Annotated in this window: 16 protein-coding genes and 2 pseudogenes; 6 read left to right on the forward strand and 12 right to left on the reverse strand. The window is 39.8% G+C overall.

The genetic code is table 11. From position 1 onward, the window contains the following. Positions 1 to 87 precede the first annotated feature (87 nt). On the forward strand, positions 88 to 636 hold the full coding sequence (locus AC1M9C_RS05395; RefSeq protein WP_035263884.1) for a VTT domain-containing protein: 549 nt from the start codon (positions 88 to 90) through the stop codon (positions 634 to 636). Between the two features lie 45 nt (positions 637 to 681). Here AC1M9C_RS05395 and AC1M9C_RS05400 read toward each other — a convergent pair whose 3' ends face one another. The 4 genes from AC1M9C_RS05400 to AC1M9C_RS05415 all read right to left on the reverse strand — a co-directional run bounded on the left by AC1M9C_RS05400 (position 682) and on the right by AC1M9C_RS05415 (position 3,495). After that, a complete protein-coding gene (locus AC1M9C_RS05400; RefSeq protein ID WP_035263886.1) occupies positions 682 to 900 on the reverse strand; it encodes a hypothetical protein in 219 nt (72 codons plus the stop codon). A gap of 109 nt (positions 901 to 1,009) precedes the next feature. Beyond that, positions 1,010 to 1,618: a cell division protein BlhA gene (gene blhA, locus AC1M9C_RS05405; RefSeq protein WP_035263888.1), complete on the reverse strand. Its 609-nt coding sequence runs from the start codon at positions 1,616 to 1,618 to the stop codon at positions 1,010 to 1,012. A 30-nt stretch (positions 1,619 to 1,648) separates the two neighbouring features. Next, positions 1,649 to 2,056: a DNA polymerase III subunit chi gene (locus tag AC1M9C_RS05410; protein ID WP_035263890.1), complete on the reverse strand. Its 408-nt coding sequence runs from the start codon at positions 2,054 to 2,056 to the stop codon at positions 1,649 to 1,651. Further along, the gene (locus tag AC1M9C_RS05415; protein ID WP_481953350.1) at positions 2,056 to 3,495 is read right to left on the reverse strand and encodes a leucyl aminopeptidase; all 1,440 of its coding nucleotides are present in this window, start codon (positions 3,493 to 3,495) and stop codon (positions 2,056 to 2,058) included. Before AC1M9C_RS05415 ends, AC1M9C_RS05410 begins: the two co-directional genes overlap by 1 nt. A 143-nt stretch (positions 3,496 to 3,638) precedes the next feature. Between AC1M9C_RS05415 and lptF the strand changes: the two genes are divergently transcribed. The 4 genes from lptF (at position 3,639) to AC1M9C_RS05435 (ending at position 8,673) form a co-directional block, all read left to right on the forward strand. Next, positions 3,639 to 4,739 carry an LPS export ABC transporter permease LptF gene (lptF, locus tag AC1M9C_RS05420; RefSeq protein ID WP_035263893.1) on the forward strand — a complete coding sequence of 367 codons (1,101 nt, stop codon included), beginning with the start codon at positions 3,639 to 3,641 and terminating at the stop codon, positions 4,737 to 4,739. Next, on the forward strand, positions 4,739 to 5,809 hold the full coding sequence (gene lptG / locus AC1M9C_RS05425) for an LPS export ABC transporter permease LptG (protein ID WP_481953351.1): 1,071 nt from the start codon (positions 4,739 to 4,741) through the stop codon (positions 5,807 to 5,809). The genes lptF and lptG overlap by 1 nt, the downstream gene beginning before the upstream one ends. A gap of 123 nt (positions 5,810 to 5,932) precedes the next feature. Beyond that, positions 5,933 to 7,477, forward strand: a complete 1,545-nt coding sequence (gene gpmI / locus AC1M9C_RS05430; RefSeq protein ID WP_481953352.1) for a 2,3-bisphosphoglycerate-independent phosphoglycerate mutase — start codon at positions 5,933 to 5,935, stop codon at positions 7,475 to 7,477. A 20-nt stretch (positions 7,478 to 7,497) separates the two neighbouring features. After that, a complete protein-coding gene (locus AC1M9C_RS05435; protein ID WP_481613087.1) occupies positions 7,498 to 8,673 on the forward strand; it encodes a S41 family peptidase in 1,176 nt (391 codons plus the stop codon). Between the two features lie 28 nt (positions 8,674 to 8,701). On the opposite strand, the pseudogene AC1M9C_RS05440 reads toward AC1M9C_RS05435, so the two are convergent. The 4 genes and pseudogenes from AC1M9C_RS05440 to gacA form a co-directional block, all read right to left on the reverse strand. Further along, a pseudogene (locus AC1M9C_RS05440) lies at positions 8,702 to 8,881 on the reverse strand (helix-turn-helix domain-containing protein); the annotation flags it as partial. Positions 8,882 to 8,988: 107 nt separating this feature from the next. Beyond that, positions 8,989 to 10,117 (reverse strand): annotated as a pseudogene (locus tag AC1M9C_RS05445) (sigma-54-dependent transcriptional regulator); the annotation flags it as partial. 17 nt (positions 10,118 to 10,134) lie between these two features. Beyond that, positions 10,135 to 11,706, reverse strand: a complete 1,572-nt coding sequence (locus tag AC1M9C_RS05450; RefSeq protein WP_481589176.1) for a sensor histidine kinase — start codon at positions 11,704 to 11,706, stop codon at positions 10,135 to 10,137. Between the two features lie 18 nt (positions 11,707 to 11,724). After that, complete coding sequence (gacA, locus tag AC1M9C_RS05455) at positions 11,725 to 12,360, reverse strand: response regulator transcription factor GacA (RefSeq protein ID WP_035263902.1); 636 nt, start codon at positions 12,358 to 12,360, stop codon at positions 11,725 to 11,727. A gap of 217 nt (positions 12,361 to 12,577) precedes the next feature. Here gacA and AC1M9C_RS05460 point away from each other — a divergent pair, with 217 nt between their 5' ends. After that, on the forward strand, positions 12,578 to 13,639 hold the full coding sequence (locus AC1M9C_RS05460; protein WP_155756934.1) for a serine hydrolase: 1,062 nt from the start codon (positions 12,578 to 12,580) through the stop codon (positions 13,637 to 13,639). A gap of 48 nt (positions 13,640 to 13,687) precedes the next feature. Here the strand turns inward: AC1M9C_RS05460 and thrC are convergent, their stop codons facing one another. The 4 genes from thrC to xerD all read right to left on the reverse strand — a co-directional run bounded on the left by thrC (position 13,688) and on the right by xerD (position 18,159). Next, positions 13,688 to 14,827 carry a threonine synthase gene (thrC, locus tag AC1M9C_RS05465; protein ID WP_035263904.1) on the reverse strand — a complete coding sequence of 380 codons (1,140 nt, stop codon included), beginning with the start codon at positions 14,825 to 14,827 and terminating at the stop codon, positions 13,688 to 13,690. A 60-nt stretch (positions 14,828 to 14,887) separates the two neighbouring features. Next, entirely contained in the window at positions 14,888 to 16,192 is a 1,305-nt protein-coding gene (locus tag AC1M9C_RS05470; protein WP_035263907.1) for a homoserine dehydrogenase, read from the reverse strand. Between the two features lie 124 nt (positions 16,193 to 16,316). Continuing rightward, positions 16,317 to 17,132 carry a DsbC family protein gene (locus tag AC1M9C_RS05475; RefSeq protein ID WP_035264087.1) on the reverse strand — a complete coding sequence of 272 codons (816 nt, stop codon included), beginning with the start codon at positions 17,130 to 17,132 and terminating at the stop codon, positions 16,317 to 16,319. A 109-nt stretch (positions 17,133 to 17,241) separates the two neighbouring features. Then, positions 17,242 to 18,159, reverse strand: coding sequence for a site-specific tyrosine recombinase XerD (xerD, locus tag AC1M9C_RS05480; RefSeq protein WP_481953353.1), 918 nt, complete (start codon positions 18,157 to 18,159; stop codon positions 17,242 to 17,244). Positions 18,160 to 18,324: the final 165 nt, after the last annotated feature.

Consider the following 18,324-nt stretch of genomic DNA (forward strand, 5'->3'; position numbering starts at 1 on the left):
CTAAATTTTTAGGCTGTTTTTTTGTTTAAATAAATTAGGTATACAATCTATCTAAAGGAGAAAGCAACGTGCTCAGAGAACTTCAGAATGATTGATTTTTTACTGCATTTAGAGCAGCTTTTACCTAGTTTATTAGAGCAATATGGCGTATGGATTTACGCAATTTTATTTTTAGTGATATTTGCGGAAAATGGTTCCGTTTTCATGTTTTTTTTACCTGGGGACAGTTTGCTCATCGCCATCGGTGCTTTATGTTCGACCACTGAGTTGATTCATTTGCACTATATGGGATTGTTATTATTTATCGCCTCAGTCCTTGGTTATATTCTCAATTTCTATACAGGGCGATGGCTTGGTGTTAAATATTTTAGCGAGCACTCACGTTGGTTAAAACCTGAGTATATTGCCAAAACCAATGCTTATTTCGAGAAACATGGTGGTAAGACCATTTTAATTGCGCGCTTTATCCCTTTTGTACGTTCTTTTGCTCCATTCGCTGCGGGCTCTGGATATATGAGCTATAGCAGTTTCATGTTTTACAATATTATTGGTGCTTGGATTTGGATCGCACTTTTACTAGGTATGGGGTATGGCATGGGAAATATATTCTCAGCCGTTTTAGATTTTTTTGCTTAAATTGATACTTCAAACCTGTTAAAAAAAAGCCCTCAGTGGGCTCTTTTAAATTTTATTAATGGTGAGTGATGTGCGATCAAACCAATTCTCTACCAAAGCTTCATCTTGAATTAAAAAGTCGCCTTTTTTCGACTCATGTTTTAAATACACTAAAACCGATTGAAAATCTGCTCGACTAATCAATAGTTCTTGAGCACTGATCGTGACATGTTCGCCAGATTTCAAATGAGTGATTCGTTCAGAGATGTTGTTTAAAAGATCCATGGTGATACTTTCCTCATGTCCGTCAAATCGCAGAGAGCATTTAAATCACATTCATGGTGTGACAAATATGTTTCATTTTGATGACACTAAGCAGCCACCCTTTGAGCTTCTAAGAGGGTAGAGATGTATTTTTTAGAATAAGTTCGATCTCTTCTTTTGCTGCTGCTTGGAGTTTTGATTTAAAAATTTGTACGGCATCTTCAATCATGGTTTCAGCTTCAAGCTCGAGACGTAAACGAATCGTATCTAAATCTTGATGAATTGATAAATGCGCAGAAGAGTTTCCTGAAAAGTCCCGATGAGGTGTAGTCACTTTTTGGTATTTTTCAGTATATTCATCGATTTCTGCATCAATCACTTGTCGTAACTGTACGAGCGAATCGGTTTGTTGTTGAAATTTAAGAAATTCGTCTTGTAGAAGCTTTTGATTATAAGCCTCTTGCAGTGCACGTTTTTCTGCTAATGATTTTTCTAAAGCCAATTGCTTACGAATACGAGCTTCTTCAATTAATCGTGCTTTTTCATCCGCATAAGCCTGTTCAACCTTTAATTGAGCCACTTGCTGGGCACGATTATCATGGTCTAGCCATTGCTCTGGTTGAGTTTGAGGTTCGAGTAAATCACTGATGCGATTAAGGTCGTCGATAAAAGCTTGGCGAACCGCTTCTGGCGCTTTCAACCAACGTTTTTTAAAATCTTGACCGACATTAATGGCCACCGTGATTCTCCTTTTTCCAATGACAACGCGCTAAAGTTTATGTGTTTGAGGTGAGATACCTAATTTTCGATAGGTTTTATATTTCTCTCGTCCAATTTCTTTGGCGGCTTCGTTGTTTTCAATAATTTCGATAATGTGACTGAAACGTGAAGGATCTTCAAGTGCATGAATGTGAAAATTAAACACGATCCATTCCTGAGTTTCAGGGAGCTTAGACGAAATACAAATAGCTGCTGATTGATCATCAATGCCATGTGTCAAAAAACTCTGCGGATCGAAACTCCAAAGTAAATCATCGAGTTCGTTTTGAATGCTCAATTCTGGACAATGAATCCATATTTTTGCAGGGTTACGCAGAATTTTTCGACATAAACGACAGGCACTTTGGACCTGTCGTTCTGGACTCTTTTCAAATAAGTAGAAGCTGATTTTAGACATTAATTTACGCGATTTGCGAGAAATTGAACCAATAATGGAACTGGGCGACCAGTTGCACCTTTTGCTGCGCCAGATGTCCAAGCTGTACCAGCAACATCTAAATGTGCCCAACGATATTCACGTGTAAAGCGTTGCAAGAAGCAAGCAGCTGTAACAGCACCAGCTTTTGGACCACCAATATTGGCAATATCAGCAAATGGAGAGTCAAGCTGCTCTTGGTAGTCATCATAGACAGGCATACGCCATACACGGTCAAATGATTGTTCACCAGCTTGAGAAAGTTCATATGCCAGTTCATCATCTGGTGTGAACATACCTGTTAAAACAGAGCCTAACGCAACAACACAAGCGCCTGTTAATGTTGCGATATCAATCACAAGTTCTGGGTTAAAGCGTTTGACATAGGTCAGCGTGTCACAGAGGACTAAGCGACCTTCGGCATCTGTATTTAGAATTTCAACAGTTTGACCACTCATCGTGGTGACGATATCACCTGGTCGAGTTGCATGACCTGATGGCATGTTCTCAGCCGCCGCAATTGCACCTACAACATGAATCGGAAGGCGAGCTTCACAGAGTGAACGCATAGTTCCTAAAACTGAAGCTGCACCACCCATATCGTACTTCATTTCATCCATGCCTAAACCTGGTTTTAATGAAATACCGCCCGTATCGAAAGTGATCCCTTTACCCACGAGGACGATAGGAGCTTGTTCAAGTTGACCTTGATATTCTAGAGTAATGATACGTCCAGGGCGATCTGAACCTTTGCTGACTGCAAGGAATGCATTCATGCCAAGATCAGCAATTTGCTGTTCATCTAGTACGGTTACTTTCAATAAATCTGGGAATTCTGCTGCCAATGCAACTGCATGATCCGCTAAATATTCAGGAAAACAAATATTTCCTGGACGATTTGCTAAATCACGTGCAACGTTTTGACCGCTTTCAATTGCTTGAATTAAGTTGAGTTGATTTGACGTTAGCGTAGAGTTTGATGCAATTAAATGAACTTGTTCGAGTATAAAGTCATTTTTTTTCGACTTAAACTCGTCAAAAGCATAAGCAGATTGAGTGAGTTTAAGTGCAAATAAGTAGTGTAATTCATTCGGCAAAGCTGAAATATCAACACTGATTTGTTTGAATTTGTTTTGTGAAGCTTTGATAATAGTTTGTGCAATTTTTGCTAATTTTGCAGCTTTAACTTCTTGTGCATTACCTAAGCCAAGTAGAATGCTATTCGGTTGATTTTCAATTTGACCCAATAACGATAAAGACTCATTGAAACCTGCTTTGAATTGAGCTGCTTCAGTTAGGCTGTCTAAATTGTTGATTTGATAGTTGCTTTTAACTGCATGGGTGTTTTCAGAGTCGACTAAAATAACCAAATGTTGGCTTTCTGAAGTTTGTGCCAATGATGTATTAATTGAAAGTTTCATATGCTTGTTGTGTGCCTATAGAGACCGTTTAAATCATTAAACCATTGAAACACTACCAATGATAGAATTTCAATGAGGTTTTATATTTTTAACATTCGGGTAAACTAGCGCTAGCCGATTTAACCTAATTTTGGAAGATTACTTTGATTATAAGACGTTACCTCGTCAAACAAGTGGTATCTACCTCTGTGGTTGTGATTTCATTGCTTACACTCATCATGTTGGGTGGACGTTTGATCAAGTATTTTGGCGTGGCAGCTCAGGGTCGAATGGATGCAAGTATTTTATTTAGCATCATTGGCTACCGTCTTCCAGAGTTTTTGACATTGATCTTACCTTTAGGTTTTTTCATTGGTCTCATGTTGGTGTTTGGCCGACTGTATGTAGATCATGAAATGGCGGTTCTCAATGGCAGTGGTGTTAGTCGTAATCAATTGGCTCGTTTATTGTTACCTCTCACAGCCATTTATTTGGCCATTCAAACGGTATTAATGGTATGGATGTCTCCATGGGGGATACGTGAATTTGAAAAGCTTACGACGACCCAAGCGGTTAGATCAGGCTTTGATTTGGTACGTCCAAAAGAGTTTATTTCCTCAGGTCCTTATACCATTTATGCTGGTGCACTTTCGGAAGATCGTAAAAACTTAAAAGAAATCTTCTTCTATCAGCGTGCAGATAAGCCTGAAAAACCTGACATCATGATTTTAGCGAAAGAAGCGACACGTGTTGAAATGGTCGGTGAAACAGCGAGTGTTGTTGATTTAACTCAAGGTCGTCGTTACGAAATTTATCAAGATAGTCCGAAATATAGTCATACTGAATTTGCTTCATATCGTTTGCGTCTTGAAAGTGATAAAGAGGCGAAATTCGAAAGTGGTGATGTAGAAGCGTTACCAATTTCGAAGTTGATTGAAACTCGTGAAGACCCTGTAGTAGCCAGTGAATTGGGCTGGAGAATATTTGTGCCATTTACATTGATTGTGGCATTGATGTTAGCAACGGCATTGTCTGAGGTTACTCCACGCCAAGGACGATATTTAAAATTATTTCCTGCACTCTTAATTTTTGCCAGTTTGATTGTGGCATTAATGGCGATTAAAACCAGAATTAGTAAAGATGAGATTGGTATTTGGGCTTATCCCGCTATCTTGATTGTTTATGCAGTGGGTGCGGCGATTTTCTCGCGTAAACAAAAACTAGCGCCTAAGTTAAAAAAACGAATTGAGCAGGTGAAATCATAATGTTGGCACGTCGAATTGTCGCAAAACATGTGACGAAAACCACAGCGCTGGCGATGTTGGGTGCTACAGCGATTTTATCAGCCCTTCAAATTCTTTTTACCTATATGGGTGAATTAGGCAGCCTGAAAGAAGGATATGGAGCTTGGCAAGCGCTTATTCATGTTCTATGGGCTTCACCGCAATATTTATATGAAATTTTACCTATTTCAGCATTGATTGGTGCAGTGCTCGGTTTGGGTTCAATGGCTTCAAATAGTGAGCTGATTGTCATGCGCGCTTCTGGGATTAGCCTGTGGCGTATTGTGGGTTGGGTCATGCGCTCAGCAATGCTCTTGGTATTGCTTTCATTTTTACTCAGTGAATATGTTATTCCTTACACCAACGAGAGGGCGGAAAGTATTAAAGACCGTCGTTCTGTTGCTGAGCTTGGCGAAGTCAAAGGGTATTGGACTAGAGAAGGTCAACGTTTTATTTATATTGACTATGCAAATGCGCAAGGGCAGTTACGTCAAGTTGAGATGATGGACTTTGATCAAGATTATCGTCTGAAGTCAGTCTTGACTGCGGATCAAGGTCAATTTGTACAAAATGGACAATGGTCTTTAATTGAAGCCAGTCAGATGGATATTTTTCCTGAAGGCTATTCGAGACTGATTCAAACTCCTCAGCAGGATGTTGCTTTAGCGCTTCAACCTAAATATGTTCATATGGTGACGATTGATCCTGAAGATTTAGCTCCAAGTCAATTGATCAGTTTTATGCGCTATATGGATGAATATAGTCAAGTTCCTAAAACGTATTTACTTGCATTCTGGCAAAAAGTGGCTTCGCCATTTGCATTGTTGGCACTTGTACTGATTGCTTGCTCATTTATTTTTGGTCCTTTACGTCAACAATCCATGGGATTTCGTTTAGTAATTGCGTTATTTGTAGGGCTTGGTTTTTACTACCTGCAAGACTTCTTAGGGTACGCGAGTTTGGTGTATTCACCATCTCCAGCTTGGTTTGTTTTTCTGCCAATTGTGCTTATGTTTGCGGTAGGTAGCTATTTGCTATATCGAGCACGCTAGAGAATTTTTAAATTGAAAAATAGATGGTCTAGATCAATCAAAGCCATCGTGTTCAGATAGAGTCTTAATGAAAAATTCGTTAAGATACGTTGATTAATTTGTAAACAGAAAAGAGTGTATATCATGACGGATGCAACTGCTGGCAAAATCCCTCACGTTTTAGTTATTATGGATGGTGTGGGTCATCGTGAAGCGGTCGAAGATAATGCTTTTCTTGCAGCGAAAACACCTAATTTAACTGCAATTAAACAGAATCATCCACATGGTCTGATTTCAGGTTCAGGTGAAGATGTTGGTCTTCCAGATGGCCAAATGGGGAATTCAGAAGTTGGTCATATGAATCTTGGTGCTGGACGCGTGTTGTATCAAGATTTCACTCGTATTACCAAAGATATCCGTACTGGTGATTTCTATAAACATGAAGTATTGGTTGATGCTGTAGAAAAAGCAAAAGAAAATCAAAAAGCAGTACATATTTTTGGATTGTTGTCTGAAGGTGGTGTTCACTCTCATGAAGACCATATTGTTGCTATGGCAGAGTTGGCACTAAAAAGAGGTGCTCAAGTCTATTTGCATGCTTTCTTAGATGGTCGTGATACTCCCCCAAAAAGTGCACAGCCATCTTTAGAGAAATTAGATGCATTATTTGCCCAATACCCAGGTCAGGGTCGAATCGCAACCATGATCGGTCGTTATTTCGCAATGGATCGTGACAATCGTTGGGATCGTGTCGAACAAGCATATCGTTTATTAACAGAAGGTGAGGCTGTTCGCGTAGTTGAGTCTGCTGTGGAAGGTCTCGACCAAGCGTATGCTGCTGAAGAGTCAGATGAGTTTGTGAAAGCAACACGTATTGGGGATGTAGCCGCAGTACAAGATGGTGATGCTGTTGTTTTTATGAATTTCCGTGCAGATCGTGCTCGCGAATTGACAAAAGCATTTGTTGAACAAGGCTTCGATGGTTTCGAGCGTAAAGTTGTTCCTCAGCTTGCGAAATTCGTGATGTTAACGCGCTATCAAGCGACAATTAATGCGCCAGTAGCATATATGCCAGAACCGTTGGTCAATTCAATTGGTGAATACCTGTCTAATTTAGGCAAAACTCAATTACGTATCGCGGAAACTGAGAAATATGCCCATGTGACTTTCTTCTTCAGTGGTGGTCGTGAAGATGAATATCCAGGTGAAAAACGTATTTTGATTCCATCACCAAATGTTGCAACCTATGATTTAAAACCTGAAATGAGTGCTTATGAAGTCACTGATGAGTTAGTGAATGCAATTAATTCAGGTGAATTTGACTTACTCGTTGTGAACTATGCAAATGGCGATATGGTTGGACATACAGGGGTATTCGATGCTGCTGTTAAAGCAGTAGAAGCAGTGGATGTCAGCTTAGGTCGCGTCTATGATGCAGTGATGGCGAAGAAAGGCCATATGTTGATCACTGCGGATCACGGTAATGTTGAACAAATGCAGGACTATGAAAGTGGTCAAGTCCACACTCAGCATACAACAGAGCATGTGCCATTTATTTATGTAGGTCCAACTCAAGCAAAAATTGCAGAGGGTGGTGTGCTTGCAGACGTTGCACCGACATTATTACATTTAATGCAGTTGCCTGTTCCTGCTGAAATGAAAGGTCGCAATTTAGTGACTTTAGTTTAAAAAATAAGAAGGAATTCAGTATGAATCCATTGTTATTCAAACTCATGTTAGGTCTAGCTTTAAGTTTGAATGGGGTTCATGCTTTCGCTGCTGGATCTAAGGGTCCAGCAGTTGATCCTTTAGAAGAAGACTGGTCATCAAACAGTTCAGAAGTTCCGATTGAATCTATACAGCAGTTTGTTCAGATTTACGGTACGGTAAAAGAAAACTATGTCACTGAAGTCACTGACGATCAGTTATTTTTACAAGCGATCCAAGGTTTGGTGAGTGGGCTAGATCGTTATTCTCGCTATTTATCTCCAGACGATTATCGCCAGCTCCTCAAATATACCGAGGAGGATTTAGCGAGTATCGATTTTGATCTTAGCTTTGATACCTCACGAGGTTTATGGCAGATCGAAAATTTAGATCCCGATAGTGACTCGGCAAAATTAGGATTGGCCAACGGCGTTACACTTTACAAAATTGATGGACAAGAGCTTAGATTGCTAAACCAAGATCAAGTCAAAGACTTGCTCAGTGGCTCGATTGGATCAACCATCAGTTTACAAAGATCACCGAACTCGTCTCCAATTATTTTAGTGAGAAATCAAAAACTAGATGTTGCCGATATACAAGCACATATGCTGAGTAATCAAGTTTTACTGTTAAAGGTGAAAGTTTTTCAGCAGGATACTGCGAATGAAATTAAACGTTATATCGATGAGCATCATAGTCAACAACTCAAAGCTGTTTTAATAGATCTAAGAAATAATCCGGGTGGATTATTATCTTCTGCTGTGGAAACGGCAGATTTATTTTTAAATCAGGGTTTGATTGTATCTACGCGTAGTCGTTCAGAAGGCGATCAACAATTCCAAGCTTTACCTGGACATGAATTTACAGGGCTTAAAGTCGGAGTATTGATTAATCAACGTTCAGCTTCTGCTGCAGAAGTATTTACTGCGGCAATGAAAGATCATCAACGCGCCGTAATCATTGGTGAAAAGAGTTATGGTAAAGGTGTTGTGCAAAAACTCTTTCCACTTGAAAATGGTGCTGCACTACAAATGACAGTATCTCATTACTTAACACCCAATGGTGTCGAGATTGATGGGCAAGGTATAGCCCCTAATATCGAATATCCTTGGCCGCAGGATATGAAGGAGGAGGTTTACCTCCAACACGCAGCCGATTTGTTGTTAAGAAGCCGTTAAATATCATCAATATCGGGGTGATGCTAAGTTATTCATCTTCAGTATCTAAACCAAATTTTTTTAAACGATATCGTAATGAGCGGAATGTCATTCCCAATTTTTTGGCGGCTAGGGTTCTGTTCCAATGCGTTGAGTTTAACGCGTTGATTAAAACTTCTTTTTCTACTTTCTCAAGGTATTGTTCTAATCCCTCTTCGGGCAAACCTTTGGGTGTCTGAGAAAGTAAATCAGTAGTTGCTTCAATTTGACTATTTGGTTGTTGTGCTAAAGGTAGGGATGTTAAGCCTAATGAAGGGCTTTTAACATGCTCGACGGCTATGAGCTTATCATCGCAAAGTGTAAGTGCACGCTCGATGATATTTTTAAGTTCGCGTACATTCCCTGTAAATGGTTGTTGTTTAAGGAATTGTATCGCCTCTTGAGACAGTTGAGGGGCTTCAATACGCCATTCACTACTGATTTTATCAATAAAATGTTGAGCTAGAACAGGAATATCTTTGGGTCTATCGCGGAGTGGGGTAAGACGTAAATCCATCACATGAATTCTAAAAAATAGATCTTGTCTAAATTTGCCTTGTTGAACCAATTGCTCAAGATTTTGATGGCTTGCACTGACAATCCTAAAATCAACATCAAGCTCTTTATCACTGCCAATCGGACGGATTTTCTTTTCTTGAACTGCTCTCAGCAATTTAGCTTGCATGGCGAGTGAAAGCTCTGCAATTTCGTCTAAAAATAATGTTCCACCGTCAGCTGTTTGAATTAACCCTTGTTTGTCTTGGTCAGCACCTGCAAAACTGCCTTTGATATGACCAAATAATTCACTTTCCATCAGGTCTTCATTCATTGCACCACAATTGATCGCGACAAAGGCATGATCATGACGATTACTGAGTTGATGAATAAGATTCGCAACGATTTCTTTACCAGTCCCTGATTCACCTGTAATAAAGACAGGTGCTTGTGATCGAGCTATTTTTTTGATTGCTGTACGAAGCTGTTGAGTTTGTTCTGAGACACCAATCAGCAGTTGTTCCTCAAGTGGAAGCTGATTGAGATCATCATCCACTGCAGGGGTGTGTAATGCTTTCTTAAGCAATTGATGCAAATGCTGTTGATTAATAGGCTTACTAACGAAATCGAAAGCGCCTGCTTTTAAAGCAGAGATTGCCAACTCCATATTGGCATAGGCGGTCAGTACCGCGATGGGCGTCTTCGGATAGTGCTGGGTGACGTATTTAACTAAATCGATGCCATTGCCATCCGGTAAATTGAAATCGGTGATACACGCATCGTATTTATATTCGCTTAGAAAATGTAGCGCTTGTTTCAAATGATGTGCCATATGCGTTTTAATGCCCATCCGAGAAAGGGTCATTTGCATCAACATGCATAAATCAGGTTCATCATCGACTAAAAGTACTAAAGGTTGTTGTTTTACCATAACCTGATCTTATCCATCTAAACGTCTGTCTTATGGCATGTAATACGAAAACATGCACCTTGCTGTTCTTGCTCGATATAACTCAATTTTGCTTGGTTAGCTTCACAAATACTTTGTGATAAATATAATCCTAAACCAGTTCCATTGGTTTCAGTACTAAAAAATGGTTGAAATAATTGAGATAAATCATGTTGTTGGATGCCTTTGCCAAAATCGATAACATCAATAAAAATTTGATTTTCTGAACAACTGCTTCTGACAAAAATGTACTCTGCGGTCGGATCATTATGACGAATAGCATTGCGAATTAAATTAATCAGAACTTGTCGCAGTTGGATTTCATCAAAATAAACTTCAATATTGGCTTCAAGCTGTAATTGGATATGAGAACTGATATCTGCTAAATCTTGTTGAATAAGATCATGCATAAACTGCTCAAAATGAATCAGTACACCGGCAGTTTTTTTATTCTTTGCCATATCCAATGTGTCTTTGATGATTTTATCAATACGTTTTGCTTGCTTAGCAATCATTTGATTGAGCATACGTTTTTGTTCTTCATCCGAATCATCATTAAGTTCATTGGCTTGTACGATTGCTGCTAAAGGATTACGTATTTCATGTGCAATACTGGCTGATAATTGACCAAGAGAAGCTAATTTCATTTGTTGAACTTTCTGATTAAGTTTTTGCGCATCTTCCAAAATTAATAGCGTGAGCGCTTGTTGAGGCGTAACCAGTTTTTGAACACGAATATCAACTGTATAGGATGATTGATGAGATTCAAACTGAAAGCGCTCTCCATGAGCAACCAATGTGTTTTTTAGAATTTCATAGAGATCTGGTTGGAAGTTGGCAAGATTATATTGTTCATGAGCGTACAGGGGCGAAATACCAAGTAAGGAATATGCAGCAGGATTGCAGACGATAATTTTACAGTGATCATCTAAGACCAGATAACCGACTTCGATTTGCTCAAGAATATAGCGATTAATATTTTGTAGTTTAAAGAGTTCATTGGCTTGATGTGTATTGACGGATTCGAGTACTTGAAACCGTTGTATTGATACTTGACCAATGCCATGAACCACAAAAAATAAAAAAGCAAGAAAGGCACTGTCACCAATATTATTTAGACTTTCAATGGAGAATAAACTGCCAAAAAACTGCTGATATACGACCCCAATCACCGCGACTAATGTGATGAATAAGGCTTGGTTTTTACTGAGTAAAAAGTTTGCTGCAAAGACGGAAATGACAAACAATAACCCAATTGCGATATTGGGACCACCGAGTGCAAAAGTAAGGGTATTTAGAAAGAGCAGGTCAACTGCAAATAAGGTGATAATTTGTTTAGAAATAGCTTGTGGTAAGTATTTTAAAACGATCGTTTGTACGATGCTACTTGCAACATAAAGGAGTAAAGCGTAAAAATAGATTGATTCATATTGATAAAAATAACGTTCAGAATCAATCGTCAGTAGGAATATGAGTGTTAAGCTTAAGGCGATAATGACACGATAACTTGAATATAGTGTTCCAAGACGGTAGATCGTTTGATAAATAGAAATTGAAGCAGCAGACGTCATTGGAATACTCAGATCAAATTAAGGCTTAATCAAACCATAACGAATTGCCAAATGAGTCAGTTTGACATCACTATCGATTCCTAATTTTTCAAATATACGATAGCGATAAGTATTCACTGTTTTTACGCTAACAAAAAGTTTGTCTGAAATTTCTTGGGCACTAATACAATTCACAACCATCATCGCGACTTGCATTTCACGTTCAGAAAGTGCATCAAAAGGAGAGGTTTGTGTATCAGATAAATAAGAACTCGCAAGCTGTTCAGCAATATCTGCACTGAAGTATTTACCACCTTGCATGACTTTATTAATTGCACGCACCATTTCTGTGATCGGAGCTCCCTTCGTGATGTAACCACGAGCCCCCGCTTTTAACAGTAGTGATGGATAGGGTTCTTCCGCTAGACCACTGACGGCGAGAACTCTGGTGTCAGGCGCTGTTTGTAATAAACGTCGAGTGGTTTCTACGCCACCGATACCAGGCATATTCACATCGAGCAAGACGACATTAGGGTGGTGTTGACGAACAAGACTAATGGCTTCTTCACCGGACTCTGCTTGACCAATGACTTGAATATCTGCTTGATCTTCAAGCATACGACAAATACCTGTACGAACTAACTCATGGTCATCTACCACTAATACCGTGATCACAAACACCTCCTCTGAAATCTATTCTTACTTTTTTGTTACATGATGCAAAAACTGCTTGCATTGGACTAACAAAAATAGCAATGCTATTCCTAATCTTTACTAAAATACTGTGCATAATCACGTGGTTTAATATTAATCACGTTTGTACCTAAATGTAAGTCATATTTGAGGTGATTAGCAATGATGCAAAATGCCTCCGTAAGATGAGTAAGTTATCGTGAAAAAACAGAAATTAACGCTAATGCATGTGCTGACTACATCAGTACTACTCTCTATGAGCTCATTGAGCTTTGCAGAATTAATTAATCATGCTAATTCTGTACCGGGGCAGGCGAGTATCAGTTGGTCATCTGAAGATGCGAGCCAATTCTTAAATAATGATAGTGTCAAAGCCTCTACTTCCTCATCAGAAGAGTATACACCTCAAGCAACGACCACAATTACAACAACAATTCGTAAATCTACAGGTCCTGCGACCTCAACATCACCAACCACACAGGTTCTTGATAATAGTCGCTATAGTAATCAACCTTCAGTGAACGCGCGTGCAGCATTGGTCATGGATGCAAATACAGGTGAGGTCTTATTTAGTAAGAACACGAATACTGCTCTACCGATTGCGTCTGTTACAAAGTTAATGACAGCTGTAGTGATTGCAGATGCACAATTAAATATGTCCGAAAATATTACCCTGCAAAGCATTGATTTTGCAGGTGCGGGTGGTAAAAACTCAAGCTCGACATTGCGTGTAGGTGACACAATGAATCGTGCTGAAGCCTTATTATTCGCTTTAATGAAATCTGAAAATCCTGCAGCTGCGGCTTTGGCTCGAACATATCCAGGAGGTCGTGCGGCTTTCGTCTCTGCTATGAATAATAAAGCACGTGCCTTAGGGATGTATTCATCTAAATTTACTGAGTCTACAGGTCTAGATCCTCGCAATGTTGCTTCTGCGCGGGACTTGGGCATCTTGGTGAGTACCGCATCACAGTACGGTCTTATTCGTCAATTTTCTACGACGCCAACCTATGACTTTAACCTCGGTTATCGTGTGTTGAAATCGAACAACACGAACTCTCTCGTTCGTAACGGTGGCTGGAATATTAACATTTCAAAGACGGGATTTATTAATGAGGCTGGGCGTTGTGTGGTGATGCATACGACTTTGAATAATCGTCCAGCTGTAGTTGTGCTTTTAGGAGCAAGCAATACTCAAGCTCGTAATGATGATGCTGTTCGCTTAATGCGTTGGACCAGTCAGTTACCACGTGCGATCTAGACCATAAATAAAAAACCCTGCATCTGCAGGGTTTTTTATCATGCAATCTTACATATTAGACAAAATTGAATCGCGTACTTGATCCATCGTTGCATCAATTGAAAGCATGACTGCATCAGAACACTGTTTGATAGCAGTATCAGGATCTTTAAGACCATTACCTGTTACAGTACAAACAATGACTGAACCTTCAGCAATTTTGCCCGCTTTAATATCGCGGATTGCACCACCAATCGAAGCTGCAGAAGCTGGCTCAACAAATACACCTTCATACATAGAAAGCAAACGTTGAGCTTCTAAGATTTCAGCATCTGTTAATTCATCAAACCAACCTTGAGAGTCACGTACTACCGCTTTCGCATGGTTCCAGCTTTGTGGGTTACCAATACGGATTGCTGTTGCAACAGTTTCAGGGTTTTGAACAGGTGCACCACGTAAGAATGGTGCTGCGCCAGAAGCTTGATAGCCAACCATCGTCGGTAAATCTTCAGGTTTAGGACCAGTGAATTGATCAGTTTCAGCATCATAAATTACTTGCTCAAATTGATCCGCAGGTTGGTTTGCAACAGCTTCTGTATAACCCATCCAGTGTGCAGTGATGTTACCTGCGTTGCCTACTGGTAAGCAGTGATAGTCAGGTGCACGACCTAATTCATCAACGATTTCGTATGCAATCGTTTTTTGGCCTTGCAAACGGTAAGGGTTGATTGAGTTTACGATAGTTACAGGGGCTTGGTCAGCAACTTCTTTAACAAGGCGCATACCGTCATCGAAGTTACCACGAATTTGCATTGTGATCGCACCATACATCATTGCTTGAGCCATTTTACCCATTGCAATTTTGCCTTCTGGAATTAAAACGAATGCTTTAATACCAGCGCGAGCAGCATAAGCGGCAGCGGCAGCAGAGGTATTACCTGTAGATGCACAGATAATCGCTTTAGAGCCTTCTTCAACCGCTTTAGTGACTGCCATGGTCATACCACGGTCTTTAAATGAACCAGTCGGGTTTAAGCCTTCGTACTTCACATAAATTTCAACATTTTTGCCAATTAAACGTGGAATATTCGCAAGCTTAATCAGTGGTGTATTACCTTCGCCTAGGGAGATTGCACGAGTAGTTGCAGACACTGGTAAACGGTCGCGATAACGGTCAACTAAACCAGTGTAACGATTGGCATTAGACATGATGATGTTCCAATTGTGTGTAGAGCTGGAGAGGGCAGCAGTACCCTCTACCCGAGATGATTAATTATCAAGCGATTCTAAACGAATTCGTACAATTTCGCCATGGATGACGGGTAATGCTTGAATTTGTGAAAGCGCTTCATCCATTTTTGATTCAACAATAGGATCTGTCAGAATCACGATAGGAATAAGGTCTTTTAAGCGAGGTTGCTGCATAATGGCATCAATACTGATTCCTGCACGACTCAAGATCGTAGTAACTTCAGCAAGTACACCTGTTTGATCTTCAGCATTAATGCGGATGTAGTAACCCGTTGTCATTTCTTCACGACTTAGAATTGGTAAGTCTGTGAGTGCTTCAAAGGCTAATTGTGGAATAGTTCCAGCACCGTCTTCAGTATAAGAAATGTCACGAACGATATCGACAACGTCAGCGACTACGGCAGAAGCAGTTGGACCAGCACCAGCACCAGCACCATAATATAAAGTTGGGCCGACTGCGTTCGCTTGTACGAGAACAGCATTTTTAACGCCGTTTACATTTGCGATCAACTGATCATCTGGAATGAGCGTTGGGTGAACACGTAATTCAATGCCTTTTTCTGCACGACGTGCAATACCTAAATGCTTAATACGGAAGCCAAGATCTTCAGCATACTTCACATCTTGTGCAGTAACTTTACCAATTCCTTCAGTAAAAACTTTATCAAATTGAAGTGGAATACCAAATGCACAAGAAGCAAGAATGGTTAACTTGTGAGCAGCATCAATCCCTTCTACATCAAAGGTTGGATCTGCTTCAGCATAGCCTAGTTCTTGCGCTTCTTTCAGAACGTCCGCAAAAGCACGCCCTTTTTCACGCATTTCACTTAGGATAAAGTTGCCTGTGCCATTAATGATGCCTGCAAGCCATTCGATTTTATTGGCAGCTAAGCCTTCACGAATTACTTTGATAATTGGAATACCGCCAGCAACAGCTGCTTCATAGGCGATCTGCACAGCATTGTCTTCAGCAAGTTTAAATAATTCGTTACCATGTTCAGCTAAAAGCGCCTTATTTGCAGTGACAACTTGTTTGCCATGAACAATTGCTTCTTTGATGACTTCATAAGCAGGGTGAATACCACCCATGACTTCAACAACAACATCAACATCAGGTTGACGAACGATATCAAGAAGGTCGGCACTTTGTTTAACTGAGTCTGGAAGATTTAAATCTGGGCGAGGGCGACGAGTACCCACATAAGTAATTTGAATTTCACGACCGGTGCGACGTCTAATTTCAGCAGCGTTTTCTTGTAATAGTTTAAGGGCACCACCACCTACGGTTCCTAGACCGAGTATTGCCAGACGAACTGGTTTCACGTCACACTCCAAAAAATATGTAAAATTTTATTGAACCTAGATCATAGCTAAAAAAAGAGGCAGACTCTAGGGTCAATCGAGTTAAATATTGATGTATAAAAAGCAGTAATTTATCTCATAAATATTAGTTATTTAAGCTACGTAGTATTTCATCTGCTGTCATGTATCCACCAAGATAAACACCTTCTGAGCTGTAAATTGCAGGCGTTCCATTTACACCCATTTTTAAACCCATTTGGTACTGATCTTTAACAGGATTTTCACAGTTGGTATTGTTTAATTGTTGACCTGCAATAGCTTGATCAAATGCAGTTTTACGATCTTTACTACACCAGACACTTTCCATTGCTGGGAAATACTGTTCTCCACGTGGCCACGCGATATAACGAACTTCAATTCCTTTAGAATTGATTTCATCCATATGTTCATGCAATTTATGGCAGTAAGGGCAGCTGATATCTGTAAAAACGTAAACGATATGTTTGGTTTTAGATTTAGCTGGATAAATAATGAGATCTTCAGCTTTTAACTGGCTTAGTAACCCTTTACTCAATGCCGACTGGAAGGATTGTCCAATATCTTCAACTTTTTTATTACCTAAACGTAGTAAATCACCTTGGAAAATATATTGACCATCTGCAGTAGTGTATACCGCAGTCATACCCTCTAAATTGACCCAGTAAAGATTTGGTACTTCGGTTGGTTTAATGTCGATAATTTTGGCATTGATATTTGCGGTTTTAAAATTTTTCTCTAACTTTTGAATCAAGCGTTGTTGCGCATTTCGCTCAGTTAAATTTGATGCTTGGCCGGTTGCTGGAGCAGTTGCCGTTAAAGTACCATCTGATTTTTGTGTGTCTTCAGATTTGGAGCATGCACTCATAAAAAGCGTCGTTGCAAGGGTAGAAGCGAATAAAATTTTCGAACGGGTAAATAACATAAACAACCCTTTTAAAGTTTTCAGCATTATTTTTACTGCGCTAAGCATAACAAAAAATATTCTCAAATCGTAAATTATAGCTCAGTGCTACAAAAGTCAGATCGATGACTTAGCCACGGGGATGATGCTGAGCATGAAGTTGTTGCATGCGAATTTGTGCAACATGCGTATAAATTTGTGTTGTCGATAAATCACTATGCCCGAGGAGCATTTGTACCACTCGGAGATCTGCACCGTGATTGAGCAGGTGAGTTGCAAAAGCATGTCTTAATGTATGGGGGGATAGCTCTGTCGCTATACCTGCTTGGAGGGCATAACGTTTGATGGCATACCAAAAGTTTTGACGGCTCATAATCCCGCCATGTTGGGTCAGAAATAAGTAATCTGTAGCACTTTTATAGAGTTGTGGACGAGCTTCTGCTAAATATTTTTCAATCCATTCCACAGCAATTTGCCCCAAAGGAACTAAACGTTCTTTATTTCCCTTGCCCAAGATTCGCAAAAAACCCTGATTGAGATTGATGTGATCTATTCTTAAATTAATCAGTTCGCTCACGCGTAAACCACAAGCATAAAGGACTTCAAGCATCGTGCGATCACGCAAGCCTAACGCTGTGTTTGTATCTGGTGCTTGAATGAGTGATTCAACATCTTGCTCAGATAAATCTTTAGGTAACGCTCGTCCTAACTTGGGTGTTTTGTGTGCGGCTATAGGATTATCTGTTCTTAAATTTTGCTCTCTTAAAAATTTATAGAAAGACCGAAGTGCCGATAAAGTGCGAGCAATTGATCGAGGACTTTTTCCTTGTTTGGTGAGCTCAATCAGTACATCTGAAATATCATCATGTGACCATAAGTTCATGGGGCTGGTTAACAGAGTACTGCATTGGACTAAATCTGTGAGATAGGCATTTCGGGTGTGCGGACTAACAGACTGAGCGATTAAATAATCTCGAAATCCGTGTAAGAACGAAAGTTGTTCTGGAATTTGAATGGGTGCAGGAACTCGAGGTTTCTTATTAATCATAGGGATATTCGATTGGGAAATTCGATTGATTTAATTGAGATTATCTAATGTAGTGTAATTTTCTATGCATGTCGATGTGTTATAAGAAGATGCGAATCATTCTTGATGAGAGTGCGGTAATAATTCTCATTTGTATGTATACTGTTCAAAATTTTTTAGGGTTAG

The sequence above is a fragment of the Acinetobacter sp. 24-47-39 genome, assembly GCF_056783825.1.